The organism is Microbacterium sp. NPDC055521 (assembly GCF_053619695.1).
On record NZ_JBSHJX010000007.1, the window covers coordinates 15,293 to 35,946 of the forward strand.

Consider the following 20,654-nt stretch of genomic DNA (forward strand, 5'->3'; position numbering starts at 1 on the left):
GGCCGCGTCAGTACTGGTCGGTGTCGTCGGCTTCGGATGTCTCGTCGGCTCCGGATGCCGGGATGAACCGCGCCACCAGGGCCTCGGCGCCTCTGGCGAGGATCGTCACGTCGGCGCTCGCCGAGAGGAAGTGCGCGCCCGCGGCGATGTACGCGTCGGCGCCGGCGGGGTCGAACGCGTTCACGCCGACCTTCTTACCCGCCGCGGTCACCGTCTCGAACACGCGCCGCACAGCGGCGAGCACGTCGGGGTGCGCCTGCTGACCGGGCAGACCCATCGAGGCCGCGAGATCGGCGGGTCCCACGAGTACGCCGTCGACCCCGTGGACGGCGGCGATCTCGGCCGCCGCGTGCACAGCATCCGCCGACTCGATCTGCACGAACAGCGACACCGTCGCGGATGCGTTCGCCACGTACCCGGGCACCCGACCCCAGCGGCCGCTGCGGGCGAGGGCCGAGCCGACCCCGCGCACACCTTCGGGCGGGTAGCGCACCGCGGCGACCGCCGCCTGCGCCTCGGCGGCCGAGCCGACCATCGGCACCAGCAGGTTCTGCGCGCCCGTGTCGAGCACCTGCTTGATGACCACCGTGTCGTTCACCGGCACCCGCACGATGGTGGGCACCCGGTACGCGGCGATCACCTGCAGCTGCTGCTGCACCGAGATCACCGTGTTCGGGCCGTGCTCCATGTCGATCAGCAGCCAGTCGACGCCCGATCCCGCGCAGATCTCGGCGTTCAGCGTGGTGCCGGTGCTCAGCCACATGCCGATCAGCGGGCGGTCCGCGGCGGCCAGCGCGTCACGGAAGGTGGGCTCTAGACGAAGCGGCATGCGATCGTTCCCATCTCGCGGTAGTCGCACAGCACCTCGTCGCCGCGCTCGACCCACATGGGTCTGGTGAACGATCCTGCCAGGATGATCTCGCCTGCCTCGAGCCGCGCGCCGTGCTGGTGGAACTTGTTCGCCAGCCACGCGACGCCGGTCGCCGGATGCCCGAGCACGCCGGCCGCGACGCCGGTCTCCTCGATCTGGCCGTTCTTCGACAGCACGCCGGGCACCCAGCGCAGGTCGATCTCGTCGGGCCGCATGTGCACGTCGCCGAGCACCATCGCGCCGTACGCGGCGTTGTCGCTGATCGTGTCGACGATCGTGCGGCCTTCGAGCTCGATGTGCGAGTTGAGCACCTCGAGGGCGGGCACGGCGTAGTCGATCGCCGCCAGCGCGTCGTCGAGCGTGCAGCCGGGGCCCTCGAGCGGTGATTTCAGCACGAACGCGAGCTCGACCTCGATGCGCACGTTCGAGAAGTCGTCGAATGGGATCTCCGCGCCGGACGGGTAGACGGTGTCGTCGAACATCACGCCGTAGTCGGGCTCGGTGATCCCCGTCGCCTGCTGCATGGCCTTCGAGGTCAGCCCGATCTTGCGTCCCACCAGGCGGCGTCCGGCGGCGAGCTGCGAGTCGCGCCAGACGCCCTGGATCGCGTAGGAGTCCTCGATCGTGGCATCCGGATACCGGGCGGTGATGCGCGGCATCACACCGCGCGTCCGTTCGGCCTCGGCCAGCTCCGCCGCGAGGGCGGCGATGATCTCGGCGGGGAGGGTCACAGCTGGTGCCCGAGCTTGTACTCGCCCTGCTTCCACTCGGGCATGGACTTCTCGCCCTCGCCGGGGCGGGTGTACGAGAAGCCGTCCGCGCCGATCGTCACGGCCATCTCGCTCGAGTCGGTGCGGGCGCGCACGGGCTGCGGGTTGCCGTCGAGGTCGAGCACGAGCGACGCGTCGGTGTACCAGCTGGGCACGACGGGGTTGCCCCACCAGTCGCGGCGCTGGTTGTCGTGCACGTCCCACGTGACGACCGGGTTGTCGGGGTCGCCGGTGTAGTAGTCCTGCGTGTACACCTCGACGCGGTGGCCGTCGGGGTCGCGCAGATACAGGTAGAACGCGTTGCTGACGCCGTGGCGCCCGGGGCCGCGCTCGATGGCGTCCGAGCGGCGCAGCGCCCCGAGCTTGTCGCAGATCGCGAGGATGTTGTGCTTCTCGTGCGTCGCGAAGCAGACGTGGTGCATCCGCGGCCCGTCGCCGCCGGTCATCGCGGTGTCGTGCACGGTGGGCTTGCGGCGCATCCACGCCGCGTACACGGTGCCGTCGCCGTCCTGGATGTCCTCGGTGACGCGGAAGCCGAGGTCCTGCATGTAGCGCACGGCGCGCGGCACGTCGGGGGTGACCTGGTTGAAGTGGTCGAGGCGCACCAGCTCGCCGGGGATGTGCAGGTCGTAGCGCCACGACATCCGCTCGACGTGCTCGCTCTGGTGGAAGAACTCATACGGGAAACCCAGCGGGTCGACCACGCGCACCGAGTCGCCGATGCCCTTCACGAACCCGTTCGGGTTGCGGCGCACGTCGCAGCCGAGCTCGGTGTAGAACTCCACCGCACGGTCGAGGTCTTCAGGCGTGCGCACCCGGTACGAGAACGCGGCGACGGCCGCGACCTCGCCCGTGCGCAGCACGAGGTTGTGGTGGATGAACTCCTCGGTCGAGCGCAGGTAGATCGTGCGCTCGTCCTCTTCGGTGACGTACAGCCCGAGGATGTCGACGTAGAACTCGCGCGAGGCGGCGAGGTCGGTCACCACGAGCTCCATGTACGCGCAGCGGAGGATATCGGGCGGGCTCGCGGCGGGCGTCGCGATCGGGTCGTCGGTGCGGATCGGCGCCTCCTGGCTCACGTAGAAGCCGGAAGAGGTGAGCGTCTTTCCTGCGTGGTTCGTCATGTCAGCGTCCTTGCTTGTTCAGAGAATGGGTTGGTGCCCGGTTGGGTCCCTGAGCCTGTCGAAGGGTCAGCGCGGGTCCGGGGTCGTCCAGATCCTGCTTGCCGAAGGCGGGGTTGTGCGGTTCGCCCAGGGTGATGTGCACGCTCTGCTGATCGGTGTAGAAGTCGATCGAGCGGTACCCGCCCTCGTGTCCGAGTCCGGATGCCTTGACGCCGCCGAACGGGGTGCGCAGGTCTCGCACGTTGTTCGAGTTCAGCCACACCATTCCGGCCTCGACGGCGCCGGCGAAGTTGTGCGCGCGCTTGAGGTCGTTCGTCCAGATGTAGGCCGCCAGGCCGTAGCGGGTGTCGTTCGCCAGCGCCAGCGCCTCCTCCTCGGTGTCGAAGGGGGTGATGGCGACGACGGGGCCGAAGATCTCCTCCTGGAAGATCCGGGCATCCGGCGCCACGTCGGCGAACGCCGTCGGCGCGACGTAGTTGCCGGTCGGGAAGCCCTCGGGGCGACCGCCGCCGGCGATCAGGCGACCCTCGGTCTTGCCGACCTCGACGTAGCTCATCACCTTCTCGTAGTGCTCGGGGTGCACCAGCGCGCCGACCTCGGTGGTCGGGTCGTGCGGGTGGCCGACCTTGACGCGCTGGGCGATCGCGGCGAACCGCTCCACGAACTCGTCGTAGACGCCGCGCTGGACGAGGATGCGGCTGCCCGCGGTGCAGCGCTCGCCGTTGAGGGAGTACACGCCGAAGACGCAGGCATCCACCGCGGTGTCGAGGTCGGCGTCGTCGAAGACGACGGCGGGGCTCTTGCCGCCCAGCTCCATCGACAGCCCCTTCAGGAAGGGGGCTGCGTTGCCGAAGATGATCTGCCCGGTGCGGCTCTCACCGGTGAACGAGATGAGCGGCACGTCGGGGTGCTTCACCAGCGCGTCGCCGGCGTCTTCGCCGAGGCCGTTGACGAGGTTGAACACGCCCTGCGGCAGGCCCGCCTCTTCGAAGATGCCTGCCCACAGCGACGCCGACAGGGGGGTGAACTCGGCGGGCTTGAGCACCACGGTGTTGCCGGTTGCGAGCGCAGGGCCGAGCTTCCACGACTCGAGCATGAACGGGGTGTTCCACGGCGTGATGAGGCCCGCGACACCGATCGGCTTGCGGTTGACGTAATTCATCTGCTTGCCGGGAACCTTGAAGGCGTCGTCGGCCTGCGCGACGATGAGGTCGGCGAAGAACCGGAAGTTCTCGGCGGCGCGGCGGGCCTGGCCGAGGGCCTGCGTGATGGGCAGACCCGAGTCGAACGACTCGAGCTCGGCCAGGCGCGCGTCGCGCGATTCGACGATGTCGGCGATGCGGTGCAGCACGCGCGAGCGCTCGCGCGGCAGCATGCGCGGCCAGGGGCCCTCGGTGAACGCGCGACGGGCGGCGGTGACGGCGCGGTCGATGTCGGCCTTCTTGCCTGCGGCGGCGTGCACGTACGTCTCGTTGGTGACGGGGTTGAGCACCGCGAAGGTGTCGCCGTCGATCGAGTCTGTGAACTCGCCGTCGATGTAGTGCTGGATCTTCGAGGGGAGGTCGGCGGGGGTGTAGACGTCGGTCATCATCGTCCTTCTTCGCTGGTGTGGGAGTGCCGGGCAGCCAGGAACGCGTCCCGGGTGCGCCAGCGGTGGTTTCGTGCGGACAGCTCGATCTCGAGCGGCTCGGCGCCGTCGCGGATCAGCTGCAGGATCTGCTCGTGCTCTTCGACGGAGTGCCGTGCCCGGCCCGGCACGTAGGCGAAGGTGGAGTCCCGGATGCCCGAGAGCCGACCCCACCCGCGGTGCACGAGGTCGAGGATGTGCGGGTTCGGGCAGGGCTCGAACAGCACGGAGTGGAATTGCTGGTTCAGCTGCGTGAAGCGGTGGGCGTCGAAGTGATCGAGCAGCTCGCGCATCTGCTCGTTGATCTGCTCGGCTCGGACGAGCGCCTCCTCGTCGAGCAGGGGAGCGGACAGCGCGGTCGCCGAGCCCTCGACCAGACCGAGGGTCTGCATGGTGTGCGCGTACTCGTCCTCGTCGATCAGCGACACGTGCGCGCCCACATTGCGCTCGAAGGTCACGAAGCCCTCGGCCTCTAGGCGGCGGATCGCCTCGCGCACCGGCACGACGCTCATCTGCAGCTCGCGGGCGATGGCACCGAGCACGAGGCGGTAGCCGGGGCCGTAAGCGTGCGAGGCGATTCGCGAGCGAAGCCAGGTGTAGGCCTGCTCGGACTTGCTGCCCTCGCGCACGAGCGTGCTCATCGGCTTGCCTCGTACTTCGCGCGCCACTCGGCGTTCATCGGGAACAGCCCGTCGACCGGGGTGCCCGCGGCGACCTGCTCGGCGATCCAGGCGTCCTCGTCCTCCTGCGCGAGAGCCGCATCGGCGACCTCTTCCGCGAGGTGCGCGGGGATGACGATCACGCCGTCGCCGTCGCCGACGATGACGTCGCCGGGCTGGACGGTCGCCCCGCCGCAGCCGATCGTGACGTCGAACTCCCAGGGTACGTGCTTGCGGCCGAGCACCGAGGGGTGCGCGCCCTTCGAGAACACCGGCAGCCCGATCTCGGCTACTGCGTCGAAGTCGCGCACGCCGCCATCGGTGACCACGCCGGCGGCACCGCGGGTGCGGGCACGCAGCGCGAGGATGTCACCGAGGGTGCCGGTGGTCTCGTCGCCGCGGGCCTCGATCACGATGATCTCGCCCTCGCCGACCGCGTCGAATGCGCGCTTCTGGGCGTTGTACCCACCGCCATGGCTCTTGAAGAGGTCTTCGCGGGCCGGCACGAAGCGCAGGGTCTTGGCGGTGCCGACGATCTTGGCGCCTGGCAGGTTGGCGGAGAGGCCGTCGATGAAGCAGGAGTGCAGGCCGCGCTTGCGCAGCTGACTCGACAGGCCCGCGGTGGGTGCGGCTTCGAGCTTCGTCCGCAGCTCGGCGGACAGCCCGGAGGGCGTCTGCTCGATGGCGGGCAGACCGGCGAGCTCTCGCGAGCCCCAGGCCTCTGCCCGCTGCAGGTCGTCGACGGCCGGCATCGAGCCGAGCGCCGGGTCGAACTCGACGTCGCCCTGGGTGACCGTGGTGCGCAGGCGGCCCGATGAGGGGGCGCCGGGGGCATCCGGAGCATCCACCTCGATCTCGACCACGTCACCGGGCACGATCACGCTGGAACCCGCGGGCGTGCCGGTGAGGATGATGTCGCCGGGCTCGAGCGTGAAGTGCTGCGAGAGGTCGGCGACGAGCTGGGGGAGCGGGAAGAGCAGCCCGGCGGTGGTGTCGTCCTGCGCGAGCTCGCCGTTCACCCAGGTGCGCACGCGAAGAGCTGCGGGGTCGACGGCCGCGGCGTCGATGAGGTCGGGGCCGACCGGCGTGTAACCGTCGCCGCCCTTGGAGCGGACGTTGGACCCCTTGTCGTTGGCACGCAGGTCGTACAGGCCCAGGTCGTTCGACGCGGTGACGGATGCCACGTGCGACCACGCTTCGTCGACCGAGACGCGGCGGGCCGCGGTGCCGATGATGAGCGCGATCTCGCCCTCGAAGGCGAGCAGCTCGGTGCCGGCGGGGCGCTCGACCACGCCGTCGGTGCCGGCGAGCGAGCTGGCGGGCTTGAAGAAGTAGGAGGGGGCGGCGGGACGACGGCCGCGCTGGTCGGAGCGCGAGACGTAGTTGAGGTGGATCGCGATGATCTTGCCGGGGCGTGCGAGCTCGGCCATGGGGCGCCTCCTTGCATCGTGCACGGGATGACTCGGTGGTCTTGTGCGTCGTATTCGAAATCGTATATGATCCCCCAGCGGGTGGCAAGCATCCGATCACCACCCCGACAGAGTCGTCAAAGGAGCATCATGAGCGAGCAGTCACGCCGTTCTCGGGCATCTCGTCCACCCGAGGGATTCACCCCCACCGGCACGATCGCCAATGCGGCGGATCGACGCCGCGTCGTCTTCGCCACGGTGGTCGGCACCACCGTCGAGTGGTACGACTTCTTCATCTATGCGACCGCGGTCGGGCTCGTCTTCGGGCAGCTCTTCTTCGCCCCGCTGGGTGCGAACAGCATCCTGATCGGCTTCGCGACCGTGGGGATCAGCTTCCTGTTCCGTCCGCTCGGGGCCTTCCTGGCCGGCCACTTCGGTGACAAGGTCGGCCGCAAGGTGGTGCTGATGTGGACGCTCATCCTGATGGGCGCGGCGACCGCGCTGATCGGCATGCTGCCGACCTACGAGGCGATCGGCGTGGCGGCGCCGCTGCTGCTGGTGCTGCTGCGCATCCTGCAGGGCCTGTCGGCGGGAGGTGAGTGGGGCGGCGCGGTGCTGATGGCTGTCGAGCACGCACCCAAGACCAAGCGCGGCATCTTCGGCGCCTCGCCGCAGATCGGCGTGCCGCTCGGCCTGCTGCTGGCCTCGGGCGTGATGGCGATCATGACCGCGATCGCCCCCGGTGAGCAGTTCCTCGCATGGGGCTGGCGAGTTCCGTTCCTGCTCAGCATCGTGCTGATCCTGATCGGGTACTACGTGCGACGCAACGTCGAGGAGAGCCCGGTGTTCGCCGAGCTCGCGGAGCGCAAGGAAGAGGCGCGGATGCCGATCGTGCAGCTGTTCCGCAAGCACCTGCTGCTCGTGATCGTCGCCGCGCTCGTCTTCGCCGGCAACAACGCGGTCGGATACATGACCACCGGCGGCTACATCCAGAACTACGCCACGAACCCCGACGGCCCGCTCGCCCTCGAGCGCGGACCGGTGCTGTGGGCCGTCACCGGCTCGGCGGTCACCTGGCTGCTCTCGACGCTCCTGGCCGGATTCGTCAGCGACAAGCTGGGCCGTCGCACCACCTACGTCATCGGGTGGGTGCTGCAGCTGGGGGGCGTGTTCGCGCTGTTCCCGCTGGTCAACACCGGCGACATTGGCCTGATGTTCGCGGGCCTCGCGATCCTCACCCTCGGGCTCGGCTTCACCTACGGCCCGCAGGCGGCGCTGTACACCGAGCTGTTCCCGGCCAGCATCCGCTTCTCGGGGGTGTCGATCTCGTACGCGATCGGCGCGATCGCCGGCGGTGCGTTCGCCCCGACCATCGCGACCGCGCTGGTGCAGGCGACCGGCACGACGATGTCGGTCACGTGGTACCTCGCGGGCATGACCGTGATCGGACTCATCGCGACGCTGCTGCTGCGCGACCGCAGCGGCATCCCGCTCGGGCCCGACCACGAGGCCGAGCAGGCGGTGAGCCCGATCCACGGGCTCGCTCGCGCCTGAGCCTCCGCCTCTGAAGCTCTCTCAGGTCGGAGGGATGGTTCGTACGGGATCATCCCTCCGACCTGCGTCAGTCTTGGCGGCCTGTGCGATCAGCCGTCGAGGGCGGCCCGGATGACGTCCGCGGAGCGCGTCAGCCGTGCGGCGATCACGGTATCCGCGAAGCGGGATGCCACGTGCACCACGGCGAGGGCGGCAGGGCGCGCGCCGCGCAGCGGCAGCGGCACGGCGATCGACTTGAGGTTCGGGATCACCTCGTCGTGGCTGAGCGCGTAGCCGCGCTCGCGCCCGGCCTCGACCTCGGCGCGCAGCGCCGCATCGACCGCTGGCCACTCGGCATCACGCAGCTGAGCGAGGATCGCCTTGCCCGGCGCTCCCACCGTGACCGGATGCCTGGTGCCCGGCCGCTGGGCGACATTGGCCACCGCGTGGCGCGGCTCGACGCTGGTGAGGGTGATGACCTCGTCGCCGTCGAGAACGGCGAGGAAGGCGGTGTGGCCGAGCTCGTTCGCCACCGCGGTCAGCTCGGGCAGCGCCTCGGCATGCAGATCGTGCGCGACTCCGGCGGCGAGGGCGGCCATGCGCGGGCCCAGGGCCATGCGTCCGGACGCATCGCGGATGACGAGGCGGTGATCCTCGAGCGTGCGCAGCAGGCGGTAGGCGATCGAGCGGTGCACGTCGAGGCGGGTGGCGACCTCGTCGATCGACAGCGGGCCGTCGGCGAGCACCTCGAGGATGCGGATGCCGCGGCTGAGCGTCTGCGAAGCGGGCGCTGGGGTCATCGTCGGCTCCAGTTCTGTTGTGGCGTCGTACGCCTTCGTATACGATCTGTTCAATAGTAGAACGCTGTGTTCCAATTTAGAACACGCCGGAAGGAATCGACGACGATGCAGTTCCACCACCACGGCTATGTGTCCCACGACCCGCGGGTGCTGCCCGCGGCGGGCCTGGGAATCGACCGGCCAGATACGCTGCCCGACGAGGTGGACGTGCTCATCGTCGGCTCGGGACCTGCGGGCATGCTGCTCGCCGCCCAGATGTCGCAGTATCCGAACGTGAACACGCGCATCATCGAGAAGCGCGACGGTCGTCTCGTGCTCGGCCAGGCCGACGGCATCCAGCCACGCAGCGTCGAGACCTTCCAGGCGTTCGGCTTCGCCGAGCGCATCGTCGCAGAGGCCTACAACATCGGCTGGATGAACTTCTGGGGCCCCGACCCCGAGAACCCGCAGAACATCATCCGCACGGCGCGCACCGCCGACTACGCCTACGACATCTGCGAGTTCCCGCACCTCATCGTCAACCAGGCCCGCGTGCTCGACTACTTCGCCGAGGCGGCCGCCGACGGCCCCGGCCGCATCGTGCCCGACTACGGCGTCGCCTTCCTCGGACTCACCGTGCACGACGAGGGGGAGCATCCGGTCGAGGTGCAGATCGACGACAAGGGCGTCGAGCGCACCATCCGCGCCAAGTACGTCGTCGGCTGCGACGGCGCGCGCAGCGGGGTGCGCAAGGCCATCGGCCGCACGCATGTCGGCAACGCCTCCGCGCACGCGTGGGGCGTCATGGACGTGCTGGTGAACACCGACTTCCCCGACTGGCGCACCAAGTGCGCGATCAACGCCGAGGCGGGCAACATCCTGCACATCCCGCGTGAGGGCGGCTATCTCAGCCGCATGTACATCGATCTCGGCGAGGTCGCCGCCGACGACGACCACCGGGTGCGCCAGACGCCCATCGAGACCGTCATCCGCAGGGCGAACGAGATCCTGCATCCGTACTCGATCGATGTCAAGGACATCGCCTGGCACAGCGTCTACGAGGTCGGTCACCGGGTGACCGACGGCTTCGACGACGTCATCGACGGCAGCGGCCGCACTCCGCGGGTCTTCCTCACCGGAGACGCGTGCCATACGCACAGCGCGAAGGCCGGTCAGGGCATGAACGTCTCGATGCAGGACGGCTTCAACCTCGGCTGGAAGCTCGGCTCGGTGCTCACCGGCCGCAGCCCCGAGACCCTGCTCGCCACCTACGGCGCCGAGCGCAAGCCGGTCGCGCAGCAGCTGATCGACTTCGATCGCGAGTGGTCGAGCCTGATGGCCCGCAAGCCCGAGGAGATCTCCGACCCGCAGGAGCTCGCGACCTTCTACCTCGGCACGGCCGAGTTCCCCTCAGGGTTCATGACGCAGTACACCTCGTCGATGATCACCGGCACCGACGCGCACCAGGCACTCGCGGCCGGCTTCCCGCTGGGCAAGCGGTTCAAGTCGGCCGAGGTCACCCGCGTCTGCGACGGCAACGTCATCCACCTCGGCCACCACGCCCGGGCCGACGGCCGCTGGCGCGTCTACGCCTTCGGTGACGCCTCGGGCGAGCGACTGAACGCCTGGGCGGCGCAGGCGGCGCCGGTCTTCGCGCGGTTCACCCCGGCGGATGCCGACGTCGACTCCGTCTTCGATGTGAAGGCGGTCTATCAGGGGTCTTACGAGGATGTCGAGGTCACGACGGTGCCGGCGCTGTTCGCCCCGAAGACCGGACCGCTCGGCCTCACCGACTGGGAGAAGGTCTACGCCGCCGCGCCCAGCAAATGGAACGAGACGGACATCTTCGAGGCGCGTGACCTCTCGCGCGACGGCGTCGTGGTCGTGGTGCGCCCCGACCAGTACGTCGCCGCGATCCTGCCCCTCGACGCGGTCGACGAGCTCGCCGCGTTCTTCGAGGGAGCGCTGCTCCCGGCATCCTGAACCCACGCCCTCCGCGCGAAACGCAGGACTTCACACGAGACGTAGGAGCCGATCTCGAATCGGCTCCTGCGTTTTGCGCGTTCTCCTGTGATCCGCGCGGGGTCGGATGCCCCATTCAGCACGTGACAGGTGTCACGAGGAAGGCGTGACAGCGCACTCCTGCTCGCGGGACCGCGCGCCGTGAGAGTGGATGCATGACCACTCTCACCGTCCCGGCAGAACCGCCGGTGACCATCTCCGAGCGTTCGCCCGCCATCGTCCTCGAGGGAGTGCGCCGCCACTACGGCGCGAGCGACCGCCGCGTCGACGCCGTCGCCGGCCTCGACCTCACTGTGCACCGCGGCGAGATCGTGGCGCTTCTCGGCCCGAACGGAGCGGGCAAGACCACGACGCTCGACATGCTCCTCGGTCTGACGCCTGCCAGCGAAGGGCGCGTGTCCGTCTTCGGTCAGGCGCCGGCGCACGCGACAGCCTCCGGGCGCATCGCCGCCGTCCTGCAGACCGGAGGGCTTCTCTCCGACCTGTCGGTGCGTGAGACAGTCGAGGTCATCGCTTCGCTGCACAGCCGGGAGGCGCTCCGCAGAGTGCCGGAGACGCTCGAGCGCGCCGACCTGCTCAGGCTCGCACGCCGGCGCGTAGCGAAGTGCTCAGGAGGAGAGCAGCAACGCGTCAAGTTCGCACTGGCGCTGGTGGCCGACCCCGACATCCTCGTGCTCGACGAGCCCACCGCTGGGATGGACGTCACCGCCCGCCGCCGGTTCTGGGAGGTCATGCGGGCGGATGCCGATGCCGGCCGCACCATCGTCTTCGCCACGCACTATCTCGAGGAGGCCGAGCAGTTCGCCCGACGCACCGTCGTCATGAACCGCGGTCGAATCGTCGCCGACGCTACGACCGACCGGCTGCGTGCCAGCCTCGGCGCACGCACGCTCTCCGCAACGCTGCCCGCCGAGGGCGCGCGCGAGCTCCTCACCGTCCTCGATGCTCGTCCCGGCGTCACCGATCTGCGCGTCGACGCCGGCCGGGTGAGCCTTCGCGCAGCCGACTCGGATGTCGTGGCATCCGCTCTTCTCGCCTCAGGGGCGCATGATCTCGAAATCGTCGCGCCGACCCTCGAAACCGCCTTCACCACCCTGACGGAGAACTGACATGACCACCATCTCGCCCACCATGCTGCGCGTCGAGGCGCTGCGTCAGCTGCGCAACCCCTACACCCTCGCTTTCACGCTGGCGATGCCCGTCGCGATGTACCTGCTCTTCGGAGCAGGCGGCGACGTCGGCCACCTCTCCGCAGGACACGGCAACGTGTCGTTCTACATCATGGTCTCGATGGCCGCCTACGGCACCGCGGTCGCGATGAGCTCGCTCTCGTCCCTCGCAGCAGCCGAGGCCAAGCAGGGCTGGGGCCGCCAGCTCGCGATGACGCCGCTCGGCACCGCCGGATACGCGCTCACGAAGCTCATCAATGCGCTCACCTTCGCCGTGCTCGCCCTGGTCGCCGTGTTCATCGCCGGGTTCGCCACCGGAGCGCAGGCCGACGACATGTGGCGGTGGGCGGCCGCAGCGACGATCATCCTCGGAGCAGGGCTGATGTTCGGCCTGTACGGGCTCGGCGTCGGGCTGTTCTTCAACAGCGATTCCGCTGCGGCGCTGGCATCGATCTCGATGACCTTCTTCGGGTTCCTGGGCAACGTGTTCATGCCGCTCGACGGCATCATGCTCGAGATCGCCCGCTTCACGCCCATGTACGGCTTCGCTGCCCTGGCACGCTGGCCGCTCACCGACGGCACTCTCACCACCGGTCAGAGCGATCCGCTGTGGGCGCTCCTGCTGAACATGGGCGCATGGACGGCGTTCTTCGTCCTGCTCGTGGTGGCCGGCGCCAAGCGCTCGCGCGCGCGCCGATAAGGTCGAACGGTGACCACGCACGCGGTGAAGAACCCCTGGGAGCGCTTCGGGTGGTTGATGGCAGTCGTCTGGCTGGTCTTCCTGATCTACCCGGTCATGGCCCTGCTGCGCTCGCGGGCCGAGGCGCACTGGGTGGTGATCGGCTGGACTGCCATCACCGCGTTCGCCGTGCTGTACGTCATCGGATTCATTCGCGGGATGGCCGACGGCAACGCAGTGGGAGACCCTCCGCGGAAGGGTCAGTGGATCATCTTCGCCGCGCTCATCGCATGCGCGGTGGTGTCGGTGCCTGCCGAGGGTGGCTCGGCCCTGAGCTTCCTGCCGTTCATCATGTCGTTCGCCTCCTACGGTCTCACCCGACCCTGGCATTGGATCACCACGATCACCTCCCTGGCCGTCACCGCCGCGACCGTGCTGTTCGCCCCGGAGGGGCGCAGCTATGCCTCGGTACTCGCCATCATCGCCATGGTCGGTGTCGTCAACACCGTCTCCACGTGGCTCATCATCCGCTCGGCGCAGGCCGAGGCGCTGGGACGCGAGCTGGCGACCAGCGAGGGCAGGGAGGCGGTGGCGCGGGACGTGCACGACCTCGTCGGACACTCGCTCACCGTCGTGCGACTCAAGGCGCAGCTCGCGCGACGGCTCATCGACTCCGACCCAGAACGGGCCAAGGAGGAGCTGGCGGCCATCGAAGAGCTCACGGCCGAGGCCATCGCAGGCGTGCGGTCCACCGTCGCCGGTGCCCGCGTCGCAGCGCTCGCCGAGCAGCTGGCCGCGAGCCGTGAAGCGCTGCGGGCGGCCGGTATCGACGTGCGCGTCAGCGGTGAGCCCGATGCGCTGTCTCCCTCGCAGGCGCTCACCTCGGGATGGATCCTGCGCGAGGCGACCACCAACGTGCTCCGGCACGCTCGCGCGAGCATCGTGAGCGTGAGCATCGCGCCGGGGCGGTTCGAGGTGCATGACGACGGCGTCGGCTCGGGCGGCAGGGAGGGCAACGGCGTGCGGGGGATGCGCGAGCGCGCCGCGGCGGCCGGGGCCGCCTTCTCCGTGCGCTCCGACGCCGGCACGCACGTCGAGGTGACCTGGTGAGCGCCGACGCGATCCGTCTGCTTCTGGTGGACGACCAGGCGCTGATCCGCGGCGCCATGGCGGCGCTGCTGGAGCTCGAAGGCGACATGACCGTTCTCGGCACCGGGGCCGACGGCACGGACGCCGTGCGTCTCGCCGCCGAACTGCGACCGGACGTCTGCCTGATGGACATCCAGATGCCGGGGATGGACGGGATCGAGGCAACGCGTGCCGTACGCGCAGCCTGCCCCGGCACGCGCGTGCTGATCGTGACGACGTTCGCCCGCCCGGGGTACCTGCGGTCGGCGCTGGACGCCGGTGCTGCCGGGTTCGTCGCGAAGGATGCCCCGGCCGAGCAGCTCGCGGACGCGGTGCGTCGCGTGCACGCAGGACTGCGGGTCCTCGATCCCTCTCTCGCAGAGCAGAGCTTGTTCGAGGGCGCGAACCCCCTCAGCGAGCGAGAGCGCCAGGTGCTGCGTCTGGCGGCGGATGGCCGGACAGCAGGGCGCATCGCCGAGGAGGTCTTCCTGTCCCCGGGCACCGTGCGCAATGTGCTCTCCTCGGCGATCGGGAAGACCGGCGCGGCCAATCGCGCGCAGGCTGTGCGCTCGGCCCAGGACAAGGGCTGGATCTGATTCCCGAACGCAGGACTTCGCACGAAACGCAGGAGCCCATCCACGGTCGGCTCCTGCGTTTCGCGTGGTCTCCTGCGTTTCTTGCGAGGGCGCCGCGTCAGGAGTTCACGCGGATGATCTCCTGCTGGTACGGCGCGATGACCTTGCCCGAGATGCGCAGATCGAGCACCAGGAAGCGGCGCTCGGCCGGGTCTTCGGATGCCCAGGTGCGCAGGCGCTCGAGGTCGTCGAGGCTGCGCACCACGACGCCTTCGGCGCCGACTGCTCGGGCGAAGGCTGCGAAGTCGACCTGAGGAATGAGCATCGGCCCTTCCGCGAGCCCCTTGAGGCCGTAGAGGTTCACCTCGGCGCCGTAGGCGGCGTCGTTCCAGATCACCGCGATGCCGCGACCGGCGGCCGCGCGCACGGCGGATTCGAGGTCGGCGATCGCCATCAGCCCGCCGCCGTCGCCGGAGGTCAGCACGATGGTCTGCTCGGGTCGCGCGCGGGTGGCGCCGACCACGCTGGGCCAGCCCTGGCCGATCGACTGGAACGCCGTGCCGACCATCATCATCCGGTCTGGAGCGGCGACCGGCCAGTACATGTTGGCCCAGCCGATGAAGTGCCCGCCGTCTGAGACGACGACGCGGTCCTCGGGCAGCAGTTCGGCGATGCGGCGCGCGGCGGAGCGCGGGTCGAGGCGGCCGTCGGGCGCGATCTCGTCGCCTTCCGCGTAGGCGCGGGCCGCGGCGACGTCGACGGACTCCCGCCACGGCTGCGTTCCGAGTCCGGAGATCCGACCGCCGTCAGATCCACCGACCTGCGTGTCGGCGCCGACCGCAGTCGTCTCTCCGGAGTCGTGCAGCCGCGCGACCAGTTCCTCGGCCGCGAGACGCGCATCTGCGCGCACGTATCCGCCGATGTTGGCGTGCGTCGCCGCCGGTGCCACGTCGATCTGGAAGACGCGCGTGCCCGGGGCGAAGAGCTCGCCGAAGCGCATCGTGAACTGGTTGAGCGAGGCGCCGAAGACGACGGCGACGTCCGCCTCGCGCACCAGCTCCATGGCGCCGTCGGCGCCGAACCCGCCGGTCACGCCCAGGTCGTAGCGGGTGTCCGGGAAGACGCCGCGGCCCAGAGCGGTGGATGCCGTGAGTGCGCCCGTCGCGTCGGCGAGCTGCCCGAGGGCCTCGCTCGCCCCGGACAGCCAGGCTCCTCGGCCCGCGAGCAGGAACGGACGCTCGGCCGAGCGCAGCGCGTGCGCGATCTCGTCGAGCATCCCGTCTGCGAACTCGCCGCGCGGCGCGAGCGGTGCGGGGATGCGCGGCATGGGTGCCGGCGCGACGGCGCCCGCCTCGAGCGAAGCGACGTCGTACGGGATGGCCAGCACGACGGGCACGCGGTAGGTCAGGGCGTGCTCGATCGCGATGACGGTGGTCGCGGCGGCATCCGCGTGCCCGGTCGTATAGGTGCGCGCCCCGACGGCGGACGCCATCGCGATCTGATCGACATCCCACGGGCGCGGGCCGGAGGTGGGCTCGTCGCCGACGACGAGCACGAGCGGCACATGCGCCTGCACGGCTTCGGCCAGCGCTGTGAGGGTGTTCGTGAATCCCGCGCCGTACGTCGACGTCGCGGCGGCGATCCGGCCGGAGGCGCGGAAGTGCGCGTCTGCGGCGACCACGGCGCCCTGCTCGTGGCGCACAGCCGTGAAGACGGCGCCGGTCTGCTTCTCGATCGCGTCGAGGAAGTACGCGTTGCCGTTGCCCATCACGCCGAAGACGTGGTCGATGTGCTGGGCGAGGGTGAGCGCGACGTGGGCGGAGACGGTGGGCATGGTGAAGTGCCTTTCAAGACAGGAACGGAGGAACCCGTATGTGTCTCGCGCCTCACGCCGCGTCGCGGAGTGCTTCGTGCCCCTTTTTCGAGCACCGGCCTGAGCGGCCGGACCATCCGATTCTAACCGGCGGTGCGGGCCTGGCTGAGCGCATCTCGGCGCCGCAGGATAGCCTCCGCGCCGCCGTGCGTCGAGCCCGTGGCACGGGGCGTCGGCGTCAGAGAGAGTGGCTCGCTCAGCAGCAGAAACGCACCAGCACGGAGGGCGTCATGTCCGGAAACCTCGAGCAGCCTGCATCCCAGAGTGATGCCCAGACCAGCACCGCGAAAGAGCAGCAGGCGCCGCCACCCGACGACGCGCGCAAGCCGCAGACCCCACCCGAGATCGACAAGCCCTCGTGGAAGTACGCGCTCAAGCGCGCCCTCTCGGAGTTCTTGCGCGACAGGTGCACCACGCTCGCCGCTGCGCTGACGTACTACAGCGTGCTGGCGATCTTCCCCGCGCTGCTCGCCATCGTCTCGCTGGTCGGCCTGTTCGGTCAGGCCGACGAGACCACCGACCTGCTGCTCGGCGTGCTCGGACGTGTGGCCGACGAGTCGGTGGTGGAGGTGCTCCGGCAGCCGATCGAACAGCTGGCTCAATCGAATTCGGCGGGCCTCGCGCTCGTGATCGGTCTTGCCGGAGCGATCTGGTCGGCCTCGGGTTACGTCAGCGCCTTCTCGCAGGCCATGAACACGGTCTACGAGATCGACGAGGGCCGTCCGTTCTGGAAGCTGCGTCCGATGGTGCTGCTGCTGACCGTCATTCTGCTCGTCATCGCCGTGGCGATCGTGATGCTGCTGATCGTCTCCGGCCCGATCGCCGAGGCGATCGGCGAGGCGATCGGACTCGGCGAGGTCGCCGTCACCGTGTGGAGCATCGCCAAGTGGCCCGTCATCGTGATCCTCGCCATTCTCGCGCTCGCGATCCTGTACTACGGCAGCCCCAACGTGAAGCAGCCGAAGTTCCGCTGGATGAGCCTCGGCGCGTTCGTCGCGCTGGTGATCATGGTGATCGCCTCACTCGGATTCTTCTTCTACGTGGTCAACTTCAGCAACTACCAGAAGACCTACGGCAGCATCGCCGGCGTCATCATCCTGCTGCTGTGGCTCTGGATCGTGAACCTGTCGCTGCTCTTCGGTGCGGAGTTCGACGCCGAGATGGAGCGCGGACGTCAGCTGCAGGCCGGCATCGAGGCGGAAGAGAGCATCCAGCTGCCCCCGCGCGACGACCGGCAGAGCAAGAAGATGCAGGAGAAGGAGCAGAAGACCATCGATGAGGGCCGCGAGCTGCGCCTGGGCGCGGAGAACGGCTCTCACGGCGATGACGACGATCGGCCGGATGAGGGTGCGCACCGGCGCTGAGAGCCGGTCGCGGTCTGAAGCGGTCCGCGTCAGCTGTGCAGGGCGTGCTCGGCCGCGAGTTCGAGGGTGGACACCGAGCGATCGTCGAGGCGGATCGCCGTGACCGATTCGGCGGGGAGGGGAGTCCATCCGTCGCCGGCGACACCGGTCGATCCGACCGCGATGGTGCCGTCGGCGCCCTGCCGCCAGCGCAACGCGAAGTAGTCCTCGTTGTGCTCGCTCGGCAGCACGTCGGCGAGCGGAGCGAGGCGGGAGAGATCGTGATCGGTGAGGATGCTGGTGGCGCTGGCGTGCACGACCACGAGATGCTCGGCGTCGAGAACAAGGGCGTTCAGGCTGGCGAGCGGGAACAGCTCTCGCAGCATCGCGGCGACGCGAGTGGTGGCCTCGTGCAGCCCCAGACCCTCAGCGACCTTCTCACGGATGAGCGCGAAGTACATCTCGCTGTCGGTGGTGCCCGAGAGGGCGGCGACGCTCTGGGGCGAAAGCAGCGACTTCAGGCGGTCGAGCGGCTTGATCGAGCCGTTGTGCGCGAAGGTGATGCCGTCGGCTTCGAAGGGATGCGCGTTGCGGTCGTTCACCGGCAGGCCTGCGGTCGCCCAGCGCAGGTGAACGATTGCCGCACGGCACTCGGCATCCATCGCCTGCTCGAATGCGGCATCGCCGACGGCGGACCGCGCCGAGCGGTGCGCAGCGGCCGGCTGCCCCGGGGCGCTGACGCCCGCCCAGCCCCAGCCGTCGCCGTGCAGGCGCGCCAGCGAGAGCAGGCTCTCGATCCCGACTCGGCCCAGTTCGCGACGGGCGGCGGAGCGATCTGATGAGACGAAGGCGAACAGGCGGCACATGACGGAAAGACCTCGGAAATCGGGATGAGGGATGCGGCGGGCGACGCGATCCCTCCTTCGTTTCTACCTCATCTCGGCTGAACAGGCGCGGAATCCGTTGGCTCGGCATGGCATCGGTGTAACAGAATGGAGCGGTGACTGAGGCAGATATCGAGCGCGAGACGCTCACCTGGGACGGATTCGGCGACGCGACACGCGAGCTCGCACGAGACATCATCGACGGCGGCTTCGTGCCCGAGGTCGTCGTCGCGATCGCCCGCGGAGGTCTGCTGCCGGCCGGTGCCATCGCCTACGGCCTTGGCGTGAAGAACTGCGGTGCGATCAACATGGAGTTCTACACGGGGATCGGCACGGTGCTCGATGCTCCCGAGGTGCTGCCGCCCGAGCTCGACATGGAGTACCTCGACGGCCGGCGCGTGCTGCTCGTCGACGACGTCGCCGACTCGGGGCGCACGCTCGCGCTTGCCGTGCAGCTGCTGAAAGAGAAGGGCGCCGACGTGCGCTCGGTGACGATCTACACCAAGCCGTCGACGATCATCCAGCCGGATTTCGCCTGGAAGGGCACTGATCGCTGGATCAACTTCCCGTGGTCGTTCAAAGGCACGGTCGTCGAGGAGGATCAGGGCCTGCCGCCGTCGGCGTGACGCGTGTCGAGCGCGGTCAGCCGCGCAGCAGTGATCTCAGCGACTGGATCGTGTCGGCCTCCGCGGCCGACTTGTCGGGGCGGTAGCCCTTCACGCGGGCGAAACGCAGCGCGATGCCGCCGGGATATCGGGGTGAGCGCTGCACGCCGTCGATCGCGATCTCGACGACGGTCTCGGGTCGCAGGAAGACGGTGCTCGCCGTGCGCCTGGTCTCGAGCGCCGGGAAGTTCTCGGTCTGCCAGCGCAGCAGGTCGTCGGTGAGTCCCTTGAACGTCTTGCCGACCATGACGAACCCGCCCGGCTCGCCGAACTCGCCCTCGGGATCGCGGGCGCCGAGGTGCAGGTTCGACAGCATCCCCGTTCGCCGTCCCGAGCCCCACTCCGCGCCGAGCACGACCAGATCGTAGGTGAGCACCGGTTTCACCTTCACCCAGGACTTGCCCCGGCGCCCGGCCGTGTACGTCGATTCGACCGCCTTGACCAGCACGCCCTCGTGGCCGGCGGCGAGGGCGTCGCGCGACAGCCGTTCGGCCTCGTCGGCATCGTCGGTGACGATGCCAGGCATCCGCCAGTCACCGGCCACGCGCTCGAGCTCTGCCAGCCGCACGCTCAGCGGCTCGTCGATGAGGTCGCGGCCGTCGACGTGCAGGATGTCGAAGAACCATGGTCTCAGGGCCAGTTCGCGAGCGACGTCGGCTCCGAAGCGCGACATCGTCTCCTGGAAGGGACGCGGGCCACCATCCTCATCGAGCGACAGCGTCTCGCCGTCGAGGATCACGTCGTGCGCGGGCAGCGAACGCACGATCTCGACCAGCTCCGGCACGCGATGGGTCACGTCGGCGAGGCTGCGGGTGTAGACACCGACCTGGTCGCCGTGGCGGTGCACCTGGATGCGCGCCCCGTCCAGTTTGTACTCGACCGACGCCCGGCCGGTGATCTCCAGCGCCGCCGTCGGCGTGGAAGCAGTGGACGCGAGCATCGGCATCACCGGTCGCCCCACGGCCAGTCCGACCGCCTCGAGATCGCTCTCGTCACCGGTCAGCGCGATCACGGCGGTCTCGCCGAGATCGCCCGAGAGCATCGCTGCGCGGCGGACCGAGGCCGCCGACCGTTCCGAGGCACGGGCGATCGCGTCGAGCAGGACGCCCCCGAGCGCTCCGGTGCGCAACTCGCCCATCATCGCTCTGGAGAGCAGATCCCATTCCGCCGCGGTGCACCGCGCGGCGAGCTCGTGCAGCACGCTCTGCCGCGCGGCCGTCGAGCCGGCTCCGGAAGTCGCGGCCAGGGCATCCAGCGCCTGATCGACCTCTGCGATCGTGAGCGTCGCCGCTTCGGCATGAGCGAGGTCGAGGCCTGCGAGCGTGCGCCAGCCGACGCCGAGCCGGCCCTGCCGCGGTGCGGCGAGCAGCAGCCCGATCAGCGGGCGCAACTCCTCTGATGGCGCGGCCGCCAGGAGCCGGGCGAGCGCGTCGATCTTGGCCAGGCGGGACGACGTGGCAGAGACCTCGTCGGTCGCCGCGAGCAGATCGGAGAGCATCATCCCGGCATCCTCCCATCGGCCGCCGACACGAATGCAGGGGGTT

18 protein-coding genes are annotated in these 20,654 nt (G+C 69.5%); 8 read left to right on the plus strand and 10 right to left on the minus strand.

From position 1 onward, the window contains the following. Window positions 1-7: 7 nt before the first annotated feature. Genes ACWGSM_RS08540 through ACWGSM_RS08565 form a run of 6 tightly spaced genes read right to left on the minus strand, consistent with a single transcriptional unit; the run spans window position 8 to window position 6,481 of the window. Window positions 8-829, minus strand: coding sequence for an HpcH/HpaI aldolase family protein (locus ACWGSM_RS08540; RefSeq protein WP_452322495.1), 822 nt, complete (start codon window positions 827-829; stop codon window positions 8-10). After that, window positions 814-1,602 carry a fumarylacetoacetate hydrolase family protein gene (locus ACWGSM_RS08545; RefSeq protein ID WP_452322496.1) on the minus strand — a complete coding sequence of 263 codons (789 nt, stop codon included), beginning with the start codon at window positions 1,600-1,602 and terminating at the stop codon, window positions 814-816. The genes ACWGSM_RS08540 and ACWGSM_RS08545 overlap by 16 nt, the downstream gene beginning before the upstream one ends. Further along, a complete protein-coding gene (hpaD, locus tag ACWGSM_RS08550) occupies window positions 1,599-2,765 on the minus strand; it encodes a 3,4-dihydroxyphenylacetate 2,3-dioxygenase (RefSeq protein WP_452322497.1) in 1,167 nt (388 codons plus the stop codon). The genes ACWGSM_RS08545 and hpaD overlap by 4 nt, the downstream gene beginning before the upstream one ends. A 1-nt stretch (window position 2,766) precedes the next feature. Further along, window positions 2,767-4,353 (minus strand): 5-carboxymethyl-2-hydroxymuconate semialdehyde dehydrogenase, encoded by a 1,587-nt coding sequence (gene hpaE, locus ACWGSM_RS08555; RefSeq protein WP_452322498.1) that lies wholly within the window; start codon window positions 4,351-4,353, stop codon window positions 2,767-2,769. Beyond that, complete coding sequence (locus tag ACWGSM_RS08560) at window positions 4,353-5,033, minus strand: GntR family transcriptional regulator (RefSeq protein ID WP_452322499.1); 681 nt, start codon at window positions 5,031-5,033, stop codon at window positions 4,353-4,355. Before ACWGSM_RS08560 ends, hpaE begins: the two co-directional genes overlap by 1 nt. Then, a complete protein-coding gene (locus tag ACWGSM_RS08565; RefSeq protein WP_452322500.1) occupies window positions 5,030-6,481 on the minus strand; it encodes a fumarylacetoacetate hydrolase family protein in 1,452 nt (483 codons plus the stop codon). Before ACWGSM_RS08565 ends, ACWGSM_RS08560 begins: the two co-directional genes overlap by 4 nt. Before the next feature lie 129 nt (window positions 6,482-6,610). On the opposite strand from ACWGSM_RS08565, the gene ACWGSM_RS08570 reads away from it, so the two are divergent. Then, window positions 6,611-8,014, plus strand: coding sequence for an MFS transporter (locus ACWGSM_RS08570; protein ID WP_452322501.1), 1,404 nt, complete (start codon window positions 6,611-6,613; stop codon window positions 8,012-8,014). Between the two features lie 89 nt (window positions 8,015-8,103). Here the strand turns inward: ACWGSM_RS08570 and ACWGSM_RS08575 are convergent, their stop codons facing one another. Next, on the minus strand, window positions 8,104-8,793 hold the full coding sequence (locus ACWGSM_RS08575) for an IclR family transcriptional regulator (protein ID WP_452322502.1): 690 nt from the start codon (window positions 8,791-8,793) through the stop codon (window positions 8,104-8,106). Between the two features lie 105 nt (window positions 8,794-8,898). Here ACWGSM_RS08575 and ACWGSM_RS08580 point away from each other — a divergent pair, with 105 nt between their 5' ends. From ACWGSM_RS08580 to ACWGSM_RS08600, 5 genes are all read left to right on the plus strand, one after another. Further along, window positions 8,899-10,755 carry an FAD-dependent monooxygenase gene (locus ACWGSM_RS08580; RefSeq protein ID WP_452322503.1) on the plus strand — a complete coding sequence of 619 codons (1,857 nt, stop codon included), beginning with the start codon at window positions 8,899-8,901 and terminating at the stop codon, window positions 10,753-10,755. A gap of 194 nt (window positions 10,756-10,949) precedes the next feature. Continuing rightward, window positions 10,950-11,903, plus strand: coding sequence for an ABC transporter ATP-binding protein (locus tag ACWGSM_RS08585; protein ID WP_452322504.1), 954 nt, complete (start codon window positions 10,950-10,952; stop codon window positions 11,901-11,903). A 1-nt stretch (window position 11,904) separates the two neighbouring features. Beyond that, complete coding sequence (locus ACWGSM_RS08590) at window positions 11,905-12,663, plus strand: ABC transporter permease (protein WP_271638324.1); 759 nt, start codon at window positions 11,905-11,907, stop codon at window positions 12,661-12,663. A 9-nt stretch (window positions 12,664-12,672) separates the two neighbouring features. Beyond that, on the plus strand, window positions 12,673-13,752 hold the full coding sequence (locus ACWGSM_RS08595; RefSeq protein WP_452322505.1) for a sensor histidine kinase: 1,080 nt from the start codon (window positions 12,673-12,675) through the stop codon (window positions 13,750-13,752). Further along, a complete protein-coding gene (locus ACWGSM_RS08600) occupies window positions 13,749-14,366 on the plus strand; it encodes a response regulator (protein ID WP_452322506.1) in 618 nt (205 codons plus the stop codon). The genes ACWGSM_RS08595 and ACWGSM_RS08600 overlap by 4 nt, the downstream gene beginning before the upstream one ends. Before the next feature lie 97 nt (window positions 14,367-14,463). Here the strand turns inward: ACWGSM_RS08600 and ACWGSM_RS08605 are convergent, their stop codons facing one another. Beyond that, entirely contained in the window at window positions 14,464-16,179 is a 1,716-nt protein-coding gene (locus tag ACWGSM_RS08605) for a thiamine pyrophosphate-binding protein (protein ID WP_452322507.1), read from the minus strand. A gap of 269 nt (window positions 16,180-16,448) precedes the next feature. On the opposite strand from ACWGSM_RS08605, the gene ACWGSM_RS08610 reads away from it, so the two are divergent. Continuing rightward, window positions 16,449-17,582, plus strand: a complete 1,134-nt coding sequence (locus ACWGSM_RS08610; protein ID WP_452322508.1) for a YihY/virulence factor BrkB family protein — start codon at window positions 16,449-16,451, stop codon at window positions 17,580-17,582. Window positions 17,583-17,611: 29 nt separating this feature from the next. Here ACWGSM_RS08610 and ACWGSM_RS08615 read toward each other — a convergent pair whose 3' ends face one another. After that, a complete protein-coding gene (locus ACWGSM_RS08615) occupies window positions 17,612-18,427 on the minus strand; it encodes a class II glutamine amidotransferase (RefSeq protein WP_452322509.1) in 816 nt (271 codons plus the stop codon). A gap of 134 nt (window positions 18,428-18,561) precedes the next feature. Here ACWGSM_RS08615 and ACWGSM_RS08620 point away from each other — a divergent pair, with 134 nt between their 5' ends. After that, the gene (locus ACWGSM_RS08620) at window positions 18,562-19,071 is read left to right on the plus strand and encodes a phosphoribosyltransferase (RefSeq protein WP_452322510.1); all 510 of its coding nucleotides are present in this window, start codon (window positions 18,562-18,564) and stop codon (window positions 19,069-19,071) included. A 16-nt stretch (window positions 19,072-19,087) separates the two neighbouring features. Here the strand turns inward: ACWGSM_RS08620 and ACWGSM_RS08625 are convergent, their stop codons facing one another. Further along, window positions 19,088-20,611, minus strand: a complete 1,524-nt coding sequence (locus ACWGSM_RS08625) for an ATP-dependent DNA ligase (protein ID WP_452322511.1) — start codon at window positions 20,609-20,611, stop codon at window positions 19,088-19,090. Window positions 20,612-20,654 lie beyond the last annotated feature (43 nt).